This is a genomic window from Micromonospora sp. NPDC005173, from assembly GCF_040608515.1.
In the GTDB taxonomy this organism is placed as follows: domain Bacteria; phylum Actinomycetota; class Actinomycetes; order Mycobacteriales; family Micromonosporaceae; genus Micromonospora.
In genome coordinates this window covers 23,506-39,007 of the sequence record NZ_JBEXIK010000012.1, presented here as the reverse complement: position 1 = coordinate 39,007, position 15,502 = coordinate 23,506, and the positions used below count along the sequence as shown (strand labels likewise).

10 protein-coding genes are annotated in these 15,502 nt (G+C 73.2%); 4 read left to right on the top strand and 6 right to left on the bottom strand.

The features are described from left to right. Nucleotides 1-55 precede the first annotated feature (55 nt). Entirely contained in the window at nt 56-1,201 is a 1,146-nt protein-coding gene (locus ABZV00_RS16040; RefSeq protein ID WP_328423673.1) for a glycosyltransferase family 1 protein, read from the bottom strand. A 155-nt stretch (nt 1,202-1,356) separates the two neighbouring features. On the opposite strand from ABZV00_RS16040, the gene ABZV00_RS16035 reads away from it, so the two are divergent. Continuing rightward, entirely contained in the window at nt 1,357-2,046 is a 690-nt protein-coding gene (locus ABZV00_RS16035) for a TIGR03089 family protein (RefSeq protein ID WP_355606460.1), read from the top strand. A gap of 16 nt (nt 2,047-2,062) precedes the next feature. Here the strand turns inward: ABZV00_RS16035 and ABZV00_RS16030 are convergent, their stop codons facing one another. Continuing rightward, complete coding sequence (locus tag ABZV00_RS16030) at nt 2,063-4,072, bottom strand: acetoacetate--CoA ligase (protein WP_355606457.1); 2,010 nt, start codon at nt 4,070-4,072, stop codon at nt 2,063-2,065. A gap of 175 nt (nt 4,073-4,247) precedes the next feature. Beyond that, nucleotides 4,248-4,766: a hotdog domain-containing protein gene (locus ABZV00_RS16025; protein WP_328423667.1), complete on the bottom strand. Its 519-nt coding sequence runs from the start codon at nt 4,764-4,766 to the stop codon at nt 4,248-4,250. Between the two features lie 23 nt (nt 4,767-4,789). On the opposite strand from ABZV00_RS16025, the gene ABZV00_RS16020 reads away from it, so the two are divergent. After that, the gene (locus tag ABZV00_RS16020; RefSeq protein ID WP_328423665.1) at nt 4,790-5,461 is read left to right on the top strand and encodes a hypothetical protein; all 672 of its coding nucleotides are present in this window, start codon (nt 4,790-4,792) and stop codon (nt 5,459-5,461) included. A gap of 32 nt (nt 5,462-5,493) precedes the next feature. Here the strand turns inward: ABZV00_RS16020 and ABZV00_RS16015 are convergent, their stop codons facing one another. Both ABZV00_RS16015 and ABZV00_RS16010 read right to left on the bottom strand, forming a co-directional pair. Further along, a complete protein-coding gene (locus ABZV00_RS16015; RefSeq protein ID WP_355606453.1) occupies nt 5,494-6,786 on the bottom strand; it encodes a multidrug effflux MFS transporter in 1,293 nt (430 codons plus the stop codon). 253 nt (nt 6,787-7,039) lie between these two features. Beyond that, a complete protein-coding gene (locus ABZV00_RS16010) occupies nt 7,040-8,209 on the bottom strand; it encodes an acyl-CoA dehydrogenase family protein (RefSeq protein ID WP_355606450.1) in 1,170 nt (389 codons plus the stop codon). Nucleotides 8,210-8,459: 250 nt separating this feature from the next. Between ABZV00_RS16010 and ABZV00_RS16005 the strand changes: the two genes are divergently transcribed. Together ABZV00_RS16005 and ABZV00_RS16000 are read left to right on the top strand one after the other, a co-directional pair. Continuing rightward, complete coding sequence (locus tag ABZV00_RS16005) at nt 8,460-9,887, top strand: UDP-glucose/GDP-mannose dehydrogenase family protein (RefSeq protein ID WP_355606447.1); 1,428 nt, start codon at nt 8,460-8,462, stop codon at nt 9,885-9,887. A 151-nt stretch (nt 9,888-10,038) separates the two neighbouring features. Next, the gene (locus tag ABZV00_RS16000) at nt 10,039-14,940 is read left to right on the top strand and encodes a permease (RefSeq protein ID WP_355606444.1); all 4,902 of its coding nucleotides are present in this window, start codon (nt 10,039-10,041) and stop codon (nt 14,938-14,940) included. A gap of 70 nt (nt 14,941-15,010) precedes the next feature. Here ABZV00_RS16000 and purE read toward each other — a convergent pair whose 3' ends face one another. Next, nucleotides 15,011-15,502 carry a 5-(carboxyamino)imidazole ribonucleotide mutase gene (purE, locus tag ABZV00_RS15995; RefSeq protein WP_328423655.1) on the bottom strand — a complete coding sequence of 164 codons (492 nt, stop codon included), beginning with the start codon at nt 15,500-15,502 and terminating at the stop codon, nt 15,011-15,013.

The following is a 15,502-nucleotide window of genomic DNA, read 5'->3' as shown; positions in this document are numbered from 1 at the left end:
CATGCCCGAAGGACCTGGACCGGGTGGGCAGGTCCGCAGCCGGCTGCCCGGCCGGTCAGGAGCGGGCGCGGCTCCAGGCGGCGATGTGCACCTCGGCGCTCGACTCCCAGGTGAACTCCTTGGCTCGATCGAAACCGGCCTTCGCCAGCGACAACCGGCGCTGCTCGTCGTCCAGCAGGGCGGCCAGGTCGGTGCCGATCTGCTCCGCGTCCTCTGAGGTGTACGCGACCGCGTCGCCGCCCACCTCGGGCAACGAGAGCCGGGGCGTGGTCAGCACCGGGGCGGCGCACGCCATCGCCTCCAGGATCGGCAGCCCGAACCCCTCGCCATAGGACGGGTAGGCCGCCACCAGCGCACCACCGAGGAAGCCGGGCAGGTCGGCGTAGCGCAGGTAGCCGGGCCGCAGCAGCCGCAGGTGGGAGGGGACCTCGGCCACCGCCCGGTCGATGTCGTCGTCGTGCCCCTGCCCGCCGGCGATCACCAGCGCGGGCGGGTCGGCCCGGTCGGCCACCGCCCGGGCCCAGCCACGGATCAGGTTGGGCACGTTCTTGCGTGGCTCCTTGGCCCCGAGGAAAGCCACGTAGCTGCTGTTGCCCAGCCCCAGCCGGGCGCGCACGCGGGCCTTCTCCTCCTCGCTCGGCGCGTGGAAGGCGGCGTGGTCGACGCCGTGGTAGGCCACGTCGATCCGGGTCGGGTCGGCGTCGAGCAGCCGGATCAGCTCGTCCCGGGTGGCCTTGCTGGGCACGATCACCCGATCGGCGCGGCGCAGCGAGGTCTTGATGGCGCTGCGGAAGAACGTCCGGCGGGACTTGTCGTAATGCTCCGGCTCGGTGAAGAACGTCGCGTCGTGCACGGTGACCGTCACCGGACACCCGGCCCGCAGCGGGCAGGTGTAGAAGGGCGAGTGCAGCACGTGCGCACCCACCTGCTGAGCGAGCAGCGGCAGCCCGGTCTGCTCCCAGGCGAGCCGCGCCGGGCGGTGCGCCACGGCGGCCGGGGCGGGGATGATCTCCGCGCCGGGCAGCATCCGGGTGTACCGCTCCAGGTCGGTGCGGAGGCTGACCACCGCCAGCTCCACCCCCGACCCGCACACCTTGCCGAGGGCACCGAGCAGACCGTCGACGTATCGACCGACACCACCACGGTCGGCGGGGACACTCGTGGCGTCGATGAGCACGCGGGGCGGGCGACCGGCGGTCACGGGGCGACTCCTTGTAAATGGCGGGTCTGTGGGCAACAACACTCCGGTGGCCAAGCCTACGCTGGAGCACGGGGCCGACGCTGACTGCGACCCGACGGTACGCCGACTTGTCACCGTCTTCGAGTACGGGCCACAGGGGCGTATCGTTCGCGCCGATGGCCGACAACATTGCCCGGGTGTTCGCCGACGCGATCGCGACCGACCCGACCCGACCGTTGCTGACCTGGTACGACGACGCCAGCGGCGACCGCACCGAGCTTTCCGGCGCCACGCTGGCGAACTGGGTGGCGAAGACCGCCAACCTTCTCGTCGACGAGGTCGGCCTCGCACCGGGCACCCCGGCCGGGGTGCTGCTGCCGCCGCACTGGCAGACCGCAGCGGTGCTGCTGGGTTGCTGGTCGGCCAAACTGGCCGTGGTCGACACGCCGGGCGACGTGGACGTGCTCTTCGCCGCCGCCGACCGGCTCGACGAGGCGCAGTCCTGGTCCGCCGACGAGCGGTACGCCCTCGGGCTGTCCCCACTCGCCGCCCCGCTGCGACAGGTGCCACCCGGGTTCGCCGACTACGTGGTCGAGGTACGCCGGCACGGCGACCACTTCACCCCGCAGCCCGGGCCAGGCCCCGCCGACGGGCCCCTGCTGGCCCGCGCCCAGGCCCGCGCCACGGAGCTGGGCATCACGCCCGGTGCCCGCATCCTGATCGACACCGCCCGGTACCCGGACCCGGTGGACTGGCTACTCGCCCCGCTGACCCAGGCCGCCACCGTCGTCCTCTGCGCCAACCTCAACCCCGCCAGCCTGGCCGCCCGCACCACCACCGAACAGGTGACCCACACCCTGCCCTGACCCACCGCCGCCAGCGTCAGGCGGGGGTGTTGTTGGGGGCACGGCGTTGGGCGAAGGTGGCGAAGGCGGTCAGGGACTCGGGGTTGACCAGGGCGCCCTTCGCGGCGGCCGAGTCGACCGGAGTGCCGGTGAGGATCTTCTTGACCGGGACCTCCAGCTTCTTCGCCGAGAGGGTACGGGGCACCGCGCGTACCTGGTGGATCTCGTCGGGCACGTGCCGGGGCGACAGGGCGGTACGCAGCTCGCGGCTGATCTTCGCGCGCATCGGGTCGTCCAGCTCCAGGCCCTCGGCGAGCACCACGAAGAGCAGCAGCTCGCCGGCGCCGCCCTCGTCGTCCTCCAGGTGCACGACAACGGAGTCGACCACCTCGTCCAGCCCCTCGACCACCGAGTAGAACTCGGCGGTGCCCAGCCGCACGCCGCCACGGTTGAGGGTGGCGTCCGAGCGTCCGGTGATCACGCAGCCGCCCCGGGCGTTGATGGTGATCCAGTCACCGTGCCGCCAGACGCCCGGGTAGACGTCGAAGTACGCCTCCCGGTAGCGGGTCCCGTCCGGGTCGTTCCAGAAGCCCACCGGCATGCTCGGCATCGGTTCGGTGATCACCAGCTCACCCAGCTCGCCGATCACCGGGGTGCCGTCGGCGGATCGGGCCTCCACCTTGGCGCCCAACGCCCGGCAGGCGATCTCACCGGCGTACACCGGCAGCAGCGGCACCCCACCGACGAAGCCGGTGCACACGTCCGTGCCGCCGGAGAGCGACTGGAGCTGGAGGTGGTCGCCGACGGTCTCGTACACCCAGGTGAAGCCCTCGGCGGGCAGCGGCGCACCGGTGGAGCCGACGCCGCGCAGCGCGGACAGGTCGGCGACCTCGCGGGGCACGAGACCGGCCTTGCGGCAGGCCAGCAGGAACGGCGCCGAGGTGCCGAAGTACGTGGTGCCGGTCTCCGCCGCCAGCCGCCACAGCCCGCCCAGATCGGGCTCAGCCGGCCGGCCGGGCTCCGCCCGGACCGCCGGGTTGCCGTCGAACAGCACGATGGTCGCGCCCACCGCCGGACCGGAGACCAGGAAGTTCCACATCATCCAGCCGGTGGTGGTGAACCAGAAGAACCGGTCGGCCGGGCCCAGGTCGTGGTGCAGGGCGAGCATCTTCAGGTGCTCCAGCAGGATGCCGCCGTGGCCGTGCACGATCGGCTTGGGCAGCCCGGTGGTGCCCGAGGAGTAGAGCACGTACAGCGGGTGGTCGAACGGCACCGGCGTGAACGCCAGCGGCTCGTCGGTGGGCGCGGCCAGGTCGGCCCAGCCCAGCGCGTCCACTGGCGCGGCCTCTGTCGGGTCCAGGTAGCCGATCCCGACGGTGTGCCGCAGCGACGGCAGGGCGGCCCGGATGGCGGCGACCTCGGCGCGCCGGTCCACCGGCTTGTCGCCGTACCGGTAGCCGTCCACTGCGACCAGCACGGTCGGCTCGATCTGCTGCCAGCGGTCGACGACGCTGCGGGTGCCGAACTCAGGCGCGCAGGACGAGAAGATCGCCCCGAGGCTGGCGGTGGCCAGCAGCAGGACGTACGTCTCGGGGATGTTCGGGGCGTACGCCGCCACCCGGTCACCGGCGGTGACGCCGAGCCGGCGCAGCCCGGCCGCCACCCGGCGGACCTGTTCGCGCAGCTCGGCGGCGGTCAGCGTGACCGGCGCGCGGGTCTGCCCGTGCGCGATCACCACCGGGTCGTCGTCGGCCCGCCCGGGCATCCGCAGCACGTTTTCCGCGTAGTTGAGCGTGGCTCCGGGGAACCAGCGGGCGCCGGGCATCCCCCGCTCGGCCAGGGTCGCCGTCGGCGGGGTGTGCGCCACCACCTCGAAGTGGTCCCAGATCGAGCGCCAGAACGCGTCCAGGTCGGTGACCGACCAACGCCACAGCGCGTCGTAGTCGGCGAAGTCCAGCCCACGGTGCTCCCGCAGCCAGCGCAGGTAGTCGCCGATGCGGGTCCGCTCCAGTACGTCCGCCGGCGGCGTCCACAGCACGTCACCCACTGCTCCACCCTCCCCCTGGCCCGGCACGACACTGTGATTGGGCCGTGGCGCCATCTTGCCCTACCTCGAAGCGCCATTCTGCGCACCGGGTACGGCCACCGACGCGTGCCCACGCCACATGCCCCAGCCGCGACCTGTGTGGGCCGCCGCTCAACCCGCCCCGGCCCGACCGCGTTCAGCCCGCGCGGTGCGCCTGGATGGCGCGGCGGCGAGCGAGACGGTGGGCACGACGGATCTCCGCCTCCCGGTACCGGCGCTCGTCCTCCGGCGTTTCCGGCAGCACCGGGCGGACCATCCGCGGCGCCCCGCCCACGTCCACCCCGACGAAGACCAGGTACGCGGTGGCCACCCGGACCGGCGCGTCCTCGGCCGAGTCCCACCGCTCGGCGACCACCCGCACGCCCACCTCCATCGAGGTCTGCCCCGTCCAGTTCACCTGGGCGTGCGCGTGCACCAGGTCGCCGACCCGGACCGCCTCGGAGAAGACGATCTCGTCGATCGCCGCGGTCACCGCCGTGCCGCCACTGTGCCGCGCGGCGGCAGCCCCCGCCACGTCATCGACGAACTTCATCAGGACCCCGCCGTGCACGGTGCCGTAGAGATTCACGTCGACGGCGGTCATGATCTTACTCAGCGTGACCCGGGAGTACGACGTCGGCTTGCCGGTCGGAGCGGCGGAGAGGTGCTCGGTCATGCCGGAAACGGTACGGTGCGCGGATGCGACATCTCTGGAGCTTCCTCGCCGGGCTGGTGGTGGCGCCCATCACCTGGGTGTTGGTCACACTGGGGCAGGACGGGTCGAGCCGGACGGTCGACCGCTGGGTGGAGATCGGCACCTTCAACACGGCCAACCTGATCGAGCCGGCTGTGTACCTCGGTGTCGGTGCTGTCCTGCTCGGCCTGCTCGGCACACTGCGCGTCTCGCCGCTGGGCCCGCTGGTGGCCGGGCTGCTGCTGGCCATCCCGTACGTCGGGATGTTCATGGCACCGTTCGAGGTGCGGGATGCGATCCCGCAGGGGTGGAAACTGTTCGGCGATCCGCTGCCGCTGCGGCTACCGCTGGAGAACGGCACCCTCTTCCTGATCGGCCTGCTGCTGCTGATGGCGACGTTCAGCAGGCAACGCTGGCAGGCCTGGCCGCGTCCGGCGACCGAGCCGGCCGCGACGCCAACACCCGTGCCAACGGACGGCCCCCCGAGCGACAACCCCACACTGACCGACTGGCCGCCCCGCGAGCCCGCGGAGCGCGACACCACCCCGGTCACCCTGGGTTACCCGGCCGATCCGACACCGACCGACCCGCTGCCCCGCCGGGTGGGTGGCGAGTCGCCGTGGTCCGCGCCGCCGCGCGGCCAGTCCCGCCCCGAGGACACCACCGAAATCCGCTGATCATCGGGCGGGCCGGGTGACCGGCCCGCCCCCTAGTGCACGGCGACAGCCAGGTCCGGGTCGACGGTGCCGAGGTCGGCGCGGGGAACGACGAGGAGCATGACCGCCAGCGCGGCGGCCATGCCGCCCGCGATCACGATCGCCATCGGCACGCTCCCGGTGCCCAGGAACCCCACCAGGGGTGCCGACACCGCGCCGATGCCGAACTGCACGGCGCCGAGCAGCGCCGCGGCGGTCCCAGCGGCCTCGCTGTGCCGGGTCATCGCCAGCGCTGGTGCGTTCGGCAGGGCCAGGCCCGCCGCGGCCAGGACCAGCCACAGCGACGCCAACAGGGCGCCCAGGCCACCGAGGCCGGTCACAGCGAACATGATCAGCAGCAGCCCGGCCGCCGTCCCGGCGATCAGGGCGCTGACCAGGATCTGCTGTGGGGTGAAGCGACGCAGCAGCCGGACGTTGAACTGGGTGGCCCCGATCAGGCCGACCGAACCCGCCCCGAAGGCCAGGCCGAACTGCTGCTCGTCGAGGCCGTACTGCTCCTGCAGCACGAAGGACGACCCGGAGACGTACGCGAACAGGGCGGCCATGGCCAGCCCGGCGACCAGCACCAGACCGATGAAGGCCCGGTCGTTGAACAAGCGCCGGTAGTCGCGCATCGTCGCACCCACCCCGCCATGCCGGCGGCGAGCCACCGGCAGGGTCTCCGGCAACCGGAGCGCGGCCACGACGGTCAGCAGCACGCCCAGCACCGCCAGCGTCGCGAAGACACCCCGCCACTCGGTCCAGCGCAGCACGCCGCTGCCCAGGGTCGGTGCGAGGATCGGCGCCAGGCCCATGACCAGCATCAGCCGGGAGAAGATCCGGGCGAAGGCGGCACCGCTGAACAGGTCGCGTACGACGGCGGTGGCGACCACGGTGGCGGCCGCCACCCCGAGGCCCTGCAGCACGCGCAACGTGCCGAGCACGGCGATGCTGGGCGCGAACACGCACAGCACAGATGCCACGACGTGCACGACCAGCCCGGCCAGCAGAGGTGTACGCCGCCCGACCACGTCGGAGAGCGGCCCGATCAGCAACTGGCCCAGCGCGAGGCCGACCAGGGTGCCCGTCAGCGTCAACTGCACCGCGGTCTCGGTGGTCTGCAGACCGGCCGTGATGGCGGGCAGCGCCGGCAGGTACATGTCGATGGTCAGCGGCCCGATCGCGATCAGCGCGCCCAGCACGAGCACGAGCTGCACCCGTTGGCGTTTGGTCATCAGGTCGCCGGGCAGCACCTCCTGCTCGGCGGCGGAACCGGGGCGGGTCTTGTCCACCAACTGCTTCATCATCTCGATCTCTCTGCGTGTTCGTAGACGTCGTTGGGCGCGCCCGACGCTGGGCAGCGAGTGGAGGACAAGGCAAGGGACGGCGGCACGGATCAGCCGGAGGTCAGGTGCGTTGATTCTCCCCGGTCGTCAACGACACGAACCCGCACGAAATGCTCGGTGTGTGGGGAGTCACGTGTGCCCTCGTGGCACAACACAGGCGGCCGACCGAGAAATTCAACTCGGTCGGCGCCCGGGATCTGACTGGGAGGAAAGCCTAGGCAACGCCGTTGAGCAGCTGCCGCGCCATGACGATCCGCTGCACCTGGTTGGTGCCCTCGTAGATCTGGGTGATCTTGGCGTCCCGCATCATCCGCTCGACCGGGTAGTCCCGGGTGTAGCCGTAGCCACCGAGCAACTGCACCGCGTCGGTGGTGATCTCCATGGCGGCGTCCGAGGCGAAGCACTTGGCCGCCGCGCCGAAGTAGGTCAGGTCCGCGTCGCCACGCTCGGACTTGCCGGCCGCAGCGTAGGTGAGCTGCCGGGCCGCCTCCAGCTTCATGCCCATGTCGGCGAGCATGAACTGGACGCCCTGGAACTCGGCGACCGCCTTGCCGAACTGCCGGCGCTCGGCCACGTACCCCTTGGCGTAGTCGAGCGCGCCCTGCGCGATCCCGATGGCCTGCGCGGCGATGGTGACCCGGGTGTGGTCCAGGGTCCGCATCGCGGTGGCGAAGCCGGTGCCCTCCGCGCCGATGATCCGGTCCGCCGGGATCCGCACGTTGTCCAGGTAGACCTCACGGGTCGGCGAGCCCTTGATGCCGAGCTTCTTCTCCGGGGCGCCGAAGCTGACCCCGGCATCGGACTTCTCGACCACGAAGGCGGAGATGCCCCGGGACCGGGCAGTCGGGTCGGTGACGGCGAAGACGGTGTAGAACTCGGAGACGCCGGCGTTGGTGATCCAGCGCTTCACACCGTTGAGCACCCAGTGATCCCCGTCACGTACCGCGCGGGTGGTCATCGACGCCGCGTCGCTGCCCGCCTCCGGCTCGGAGAGGCAGTACGAGAACATCGCGTCCCCCGCCGCCACCGGCGTCAGGTAGCGGCGCTTGAGCTCCTCGGAACCGGACAACAGCAGCGGCATCGTGCCAAGCTTGTTGACCGCCGGGATCAGCGAGGAGGACGCGCAGGCCCGGGCCACCTCTTCGATCACGATGGCGGTGGCCAGCGCGTCCGCGCCCGCACCGCCGTACTCCTCGGGGATGTGCGGGGCGTGGAAGTCGGCCGCCCGCAGCGCGTCGTAGGACGCCTTCGGGAACTCACCGTTCTCATCGGCCTCGGCGGCGTGTGGGGCCACCTTCGCCGTACAGACCTCGCGGACCGCCTCCCGGATCGCCACGTGCTCCTCAGGCAACCGGTAGACGTCGAACGACTCCCCTGCGGCCATGTCGGCCCCTCCCCTTCACCGCTATCATGCGCAGTCTGTAGCGTCTCCTGACCGCCGACGGCGCAGACTGAAGACTAGCGACTGCAGTTCAAGTGATGTTACCGGCGCGTAGGTATAGACATGACGGAGCACCCAGGCCGCTGCGCGATGATGGAAGAAGACAGTTGAGCCACCCCTCCGGTGCCCGGCCAGGCGCCGCAGCAAAATGCGACGCGACGAAGCGCCGCCAGTGCGAGCGGAGAAGACAGGCGTGACGATCCCCTATCCCACCATTCAGCCGACCCCCGCCATCGCCGCGGTGACGCCGCCCTCGGGTGCGGCCCGGCCGCGGGTGACCTTCCTGGGGACCGGTTACCTGGGTGCGACGTACGCCATCTGCTACGCCGAGCTGGGGTACGAGGTGCTCGGGTTCGACGTCGACGCTGACAAGATCGCGATGCTCAACGCCGGTCAGGTGCCGATCCACGAGCCCGGCCTGGACGAGCTGCTCAAGCGCAACCTGGCCGCCGGCCGGCTGCGGTTCAGCACCGACATCGCCGAGACCGCCGACTTCGGTGACGTGCACTTCATCTGCGTCGGAACCCCCCAGCGCGCCGACGGGATGGGCGCCGACCTGTCGTACGTCGAGGCCTCGGTGACCAGCCTGGCGCAGCACCTCACCCGCAAGGCGCTGATCGTCGGCAAGTCCACCGTGCCGGTGGGCACCGCCGAGTGGGTGGAGCAGCTGGTCGGCAAGCACACCCCCAACGACCTGGGCGTCGAGGTGGCGTGGAGCCCCGAGTTCCTCCAGGAGGGCTTCGCCGTCGACGACGTGCTGCGCCCCAACCGGATCGTGGTCGGCGTGAAGAGCGAGTGGGCCAACGGCATGCTCTACGCCGCCCACAAGGGTGTCTTCGACCTGGCCGCCACCGAGGACCGCGAGGTGCCCCTGGTGGTCACCGACTTCGCGACCGCCGAGCTGGTCAAGGTCGCCGCGAACGCCTTCCTGGCCACCAAGATCTCCTTCATCAACGCGATGGCCGAGGTCTGCGAGGCCTCCGGCGGCGACGTCACCCAGCTGGCCCGGGCGATCGGCTACGACCCGCGGATCGGCAACCGGTTCCTCCAGGCCGGTCTCGGCTTCGGCGGCGCCTGCCTGCCCAAGGACATCCGGGCCTTCCAGGCCCGGGCGCAGGAACTGGGCGCCGGCGAGGCGCTGCGCTTCCTGCACGAGGTGGACCTGATCAACCTGCGCCGCCGGACCCGGGTGCTCCAGCTCGCCGCGGACCTGCTCGGCCGCCGCTCCGGGCCGGCCGGCCCGGACTTCTCCGGCACCCGGATCGCCGTGCTGGGCGCCACCTTCAAACCCAACACCGACGACGTCCGCGACGCCCCAGCGCTCGCCGTCGCCGCGCTGCTGCAGAAGGCCGGCGCCGACGTGCACGTGTACGACCCGCAGGGCACCGAGAACGCCCGCCGCGCCGTACCCGAGCTGACCTACGAGACCGGCATCAACGAGGCGGTCAGCGGCGCGGACCTGGTCTGCGTCCTCACCGAGTGGGCCGATTTCCGCAACGCCGACCCGGTCGCCCTCGGCGAGCTGGTCGCCGGCCGCAAGGTGGTCGACGGCCGCAACTGCCTCGACTCCACACTGTGGACCCAGGCCGGCTGGGAGTACCGGGGCATGGGCCGCCCCTGACGGATCAAACCCCACCGGCCGGTCTCGGAGCACCCTCCGTGGCCGGCCGGTGTCGTTTGTTTGCCCCGGACCCGCCGACAAGTGTCGTAATCCGCGCCAGCTTTGGGCATGCTGCGACAGTGGATGTCCACAGTGCGGGTGGAGGGATGTCGTGGCGACGTTTCAGTGCTCCTCGTGCGGCCAGGAGATCAAGCCGGCTGTCCGCTGCCCGCACTGCGGGGCCGACCAGCCGCAGTGGGTCGAGCACCTGGCGGACATCGAGCGCTCGATCGCGGAGATGAAGGCGCGCGACGCCGCCATCGCCAGCGAGCAGCGGCAGATCGCCGCCAAGATGCAGGCCGCGCTCTTCCAGCGGGACATCCTGGCGCACGCCAGTGAGGAACGGCTCAAGCAGGCCACCCGGCCACGCCGGGTGCTGCGCCGCCGACCCGGCCGCCGGCCACCGACCGCCACCACCGGCGCCCCGCCCCGGGTGCCCCGCCAGGGCAGCCCGCCCGCCCCGGAGGACCCCCCGCCGCCGCCACCACCGCCCCGGGCGTCCTGGCTGGACGCGGACGACCCGGAGCACCCGCCGGAGGCGTCCTCCCGCGAGGTGCAGAACATCCCACTCGGGCTGGGCGCGTTGCTGCTCGGGGTGGCCGCGGTGGTCTTCGCCGCAGTGGCGACCAGCTCGATGGACGCGCTGGCCCGGCTCGGCATCCTGCTCCTCGCCACCGTCCTGATGCTGCTCGCCCCACCGGCACTGGCCCGGCGCGGGCTCACCTCGACCGCCGAGACGATCTCCGCGGTCGGCCTGCTGCTGGTGCCGCTGGCCGGAAACGCCCTATGGGCGGTGGACCGGATCGGAAACGGGGGCTCCTCCGGAGCGGTCTTCGCCGGGGTGATCTTCGCGTTCACCGCCGCCGTCGCGTTCGGGTACGCCAGGTGGACGGGTCTGCGCACACCCCGGTTCGCCACCGTGCTCGCCGCGCAGCCGGTGCTGCCGCTGCTCGCATACGACCGGATCACCGGGCCGGGTGGCTGGGCCCTACTGCTGACGCTGGTCGCCCTCTTCGACCTCTGGCTGACCCGCACCGGGGTCGCCGTGGAGCGGCCCGTCCGGCAGGACCTGCCGGAGCCCGGCATGCCCCCGGCGCCCCCGCAACGCAGCGCCGAGAGCCGACCCGAGGGCGACCCGGAGGAGGCCGCCGAGCTGCTCAACGCCGATGCCGGGGCCGCCGACACCCGGCCGACCCGCCCGGTGCCCGGGCTGCGCGAGCTGATCTGGCTGCTGCACGCGGTGGCAGTCGCCGTCGCCCTGGCGTACGCCGTCACCGCCCTGCTCCAGGCCGAGACCGTGCCGGCGGCGACCGGCGCCGGGGTGGCGCTGCTGCTGGCCGCCGCGGTCGGGCTGGCCGGCGCGCTGGTGCTGCGCCGCCCGCCGCTGCCCGACGTCGCGGCCGGCATCCTCACCCTGGCCGTGATCGGCGCGCTCGGCAGGATCGCCTCGGTGGCCCTGCCCGGCCGGTCGTTGCTGCTGATCGCGGCGGTCATCACGGTGACCGGGCTGGCGGTGCGCGCGGTCCCCGAGGCCGCCCGGCGCGGCCCGCAGGTCGCCTCGGCGGTGGCGCTCACCGTCAGCGGGCTGGTGGTCGCCGGGGGCGCGCTGCGCGCCGGAGTGGCGCCGGTCCAGGCGGCACTGCCCGCCTGGGGCGCCGACCTCGACCAGTACCAGGCCGAACTGGCCGCTGCGGTCGGCCCCACCACCTGGCAGCTCGCCGCCGCCGCGTTCCTGCTCACCGTCGCCGCGGTGCTGGCCCTGCCGCCGGAGATCCGCCGCGAGTTCGCGGTCGCCGGGGCGGCGCTGACCGCGCTGGCCGTGCCGGCCTCGTTCGGTCTCGGCTGGGCGTATGCGCCCTGGCCGATGGTGCTCACCGCGGTCGGCATCGGCGTGATCGGCCTCTCCGCGCGGACCAGCCGGGCCGCCCTGGCGCATGGCATCGGGGCCGCCGTGGTGGGCATGTTCGGTGCGGGCGCCAGCCTGGTCGGGCCGACGCTCACCGCCGCGGTCCTGCTCACCCTCTTCGCGGCCGGCGCGCTGGTCGCGCTGGCACCCCGGATCCGGATCGCCTCGGCCGCAGCCGACACGGTCGCCGCCTGGGCCGCCGGGGGCGCCGCTTTCGCGCTGCCCGGGGCGGTCGCCGCGTTCGTGGCCGCCACCGTGCCGACCGATCCCACCCCCACCCCCGCCAGCCTGCGCGAGGTGACCGTCCCGGTGCTGGCGGCGAGTTTCCTCGCGGTCTGCGTCACCCTCGGCTACGCCGCCGTGGTGCAGGTCTCCCAGCGACGCATCCCGACACCGCTGTCCGTCGGCACCGGCCTCGGCGCGCTGGTGGTCACCGCCGCCGCCTTCGGCGCACCCGGGGCGACCGTCGCCGACGCCTGGGTCGGCGCAATACTGCTGGTCGCCGCCGTGCTGCTCTTCCTGGCACCGTCGATCGACGCCGGACGCCGCTCCGACCTCACCCTGGACGGCTCCGACCTGGCCGCCGCGGCGGTGACCACCGCCCTGATCGCCACGCTGGTCCGGATCGCCTCGGTACTCACCCCGGGCGGGCAGTTGGCGGTGGCCGCCGGTCTGGTGCTGGTGGTCGCCGTAGGTGCTCGCGCCATGCCCGAGGAGTGGCGGCGCGGGCCAATCCTCGGCATCACCGTCGGCGGCGCACTGATCGGCGTACTCGCCGGCTGGACGGCGCTGCGCGGCGGGCTGGGCGTGCTGGCCACGCCCGGTCCGATCTGGGACGGCAACCTGACCGGCTGGCCGGCCGCGCCGACCGGAGGCGCCACCTGGCAGGCCCCGGTCGCGCTGGCGCTGCTGGCCGTCGCCGCCGGCATCCTGCTCCCGCCGCCCTGGCGGTGGGACGTGTCCGGCGCCGCGGTGGTGCTCGCCACGATCGGCGCACCGACCGCCTTCGACCTGCCCTGGTGGTCGCCGGTCCTGGTCGGCGGGATGGTCGCCACCGTCTTCGGCATGGCCGCCGTGGCCACGGAGGAGGCCCGGGCGGGGCTGTCCCGGGCCACCGTGGCCGGGGTGGTCGCGCTGCACGCGGCCGGCGCCGGCCTGGTCCGGCCGTGGACCACCGCGCTGGCGCTGGGCAGCATCGCGCTGATCGGCGTGGTGGTGGCCACCCTGGCCCGCGTACTGGCGGGTCCGCAGGTGACCGACATCGAAACCGACGGGATGCCACCGCACCTGGCGCAGATCGGCGGCGCGGCGACCGGTGCCGCGCTGCTGGCCCTCCCCGGCGCGGTAGCGGCGCTGTCCGCCGAGTTCCAACACTCGGCGCAGGTGGTGCTGACCGCGGCGCTGGCCGCGTCCAGCCTGGGCCTGGCCGCCGCGGCCGCAGTCCGCCGGCAGGTGCCGCAGTACCTGCCCTGGGTCAGCGTGGCCGTGGTTGGCGGGGCCACCATCAGCGCGCTCGCCGCCATCCCCACCGGCCTCCCCTCGGGTGTCTACGCGGCCGCCGCCGCCCTGCTCGGCGTGCTCGCCGAGTTGATCCGGGCGGCCACCGTGCCGCCGACCGGCTCGGCGCAGCCGGTCCGCCGCTGGGCGGTGCTGTTCAGCGGCGCGATGCGGCGGTTGCCAGACGACCCGGACCGTCGGCGATGGCGGGTCAGCCCGTCCGCCGGCGCGCTGGCCGCGGCGGCCCTACCGACCGCCCTGGCGCTCGCCTCGATCGGACCCGCCCTGGTCACCGCCCTGGTCGAACCGCACCGCACGTTGGCCCGCATCTGGGAGGGGCCGCCGCCGGAGCTGCTCACCCCACCCCCGGACGTGGTCAACCCGACCCACGTGCTGACCGCGCTGCTGCTCACCGCGACCGCGGCGCTGGCCGCCACCGGGTTCAGCGGCGGGCGGCGGTCCCGGGCCGTACCGGTGGTGCTGCCCGGCGCCGCCGTCACGCTGCTGATCGCGCCCATCGCGCTGGGCATGAGTTGGCCGGCGAGCACCGTCGCCGCGCTCTCCGTCTTCACCATCGCGATGCTCGGCCTCGCGCTGACCCCGCCGCCGCCGCTGGTCGAGCCGGCCCGTTCGCTACGGCTGGCCCGGTTGCTGGTGTTCCTCATCGGGTTGGCCGGCGGCGGCGCCGGGCTGGCCGGCAGCCTGGCCGACCGGCAGCTGACCCTGTTCACCCTCGGCAGCGCGGTCGGCGTGGGCGCGGTGGCGGCGCTGTTCGGCACTACTCAGCGGGCGCGCATCCTCGGCTGGCTCTTCGCATCGCTGATGGCACAGCTCTTCGTGCTCACCGTCGGCCTGGTCGCCGGCCTGGCCGCGGTCTGGTCCGCGTTCGGTGTGCTGGCCGTCGGTGCGGTCCTGCAGGTGCTCGCCGCGACCCTGCCCCGGTTGCGCCGTCCCGAGGCGCAGCGCGAGGCCTCCACGGTGGAGTGGAGCGGGTACGCGGCGGCGCTGATCGCCTTCGCCCTCGCCTTCGACTCGCCCCGCCACATCGCCGCCCTGCTGGCCGCCTGGGGCGCGGTCCTAGGCGTGGCGGCGACCCGGCCCGGTCGGCGGCCGGTGGAGCGCCGGATCCTCTTCTGGGCGGTGGTGGTCTGCGAGATCACCGCCTGGTGGATCCTGATGCGCGTCGCCGACGTGGCGCTGCCCGAGGCGTACACCCTGCCCTTCGCCGCGCTGGCCCTGCTGGTGGGGGTGCTCGAGTTGCGCCACCGGCCGGACCTGAGCAGCTGGGTGGCGTACGGGCCGGCGCTGGTCGCCGCGTTCCTGCCCACCCTGGCGATCGTGCTGGCCACCGAATCCAGCACGCTGCGGCAGATGCTGCTGCTGCTCGGCGCGGTGGCGGTGCTGATCTTCGGCTCGACCAGCCGACAGCAGGCGCCGGTGATCGTCGGCGCGTCGGTCACCGCGATCACCGCGATCCACGCGCTGTTCAGCCTCGGCCCATGGCTGGCGCTGATCCCGGTGGGCATCCTGCTGCTGATCCTCGGCGCCAGCAACGAGCGCCGCCGCCGCGCCCAGGAACGCCTACAGACCGCGCTACGCGGCATGAGATGAAGCGGAGGGTCGTGCGGCGTGCGTGAGTGGGCACGGCGAGCGTGCCGGGTTCGTACGTCCGGCGGGGGGCTTAGGTGAGGGTGGCCTGGAGGGCGGCGTCCTTGGCGACGATCAGCTGTTCCAGGTCCTGCTGATAGGTCGTCATCCGCGCGCGGAGGTCCTCATCGGCGACGCCGAGGATCCGCACGGCCAGCAGGCCGGCGTTGCGGGCGTTGCCGATCGACACGGTGGCCACCGGGATCCCGGCCGGCATCTGCACGATGGACAGCAGCGAATCCATGCCGTCGAGGTGCTTCAGCGGCACCGGCACGCCGATCACCGGCAGCGGGGTCACCGAGGCGACCATGCCCGGCAGGGCGGCGGCACCGCCCGCACCGGCGATGATCACCTTGAGACCCCGGTCGACGGCGTCGCGGCCGTAGTCGATCATCGCGACCGGGGTCCGGTGCGCCGAGATCACCCGGACCTCGTACGACACCCCGAAGTCGTCCAGCACCTCGGCCGCGGCCCGCATCGTCGGCCAGTCCGAGTCGCTGCCCATGATCAGCCCGACAGTGGTCAC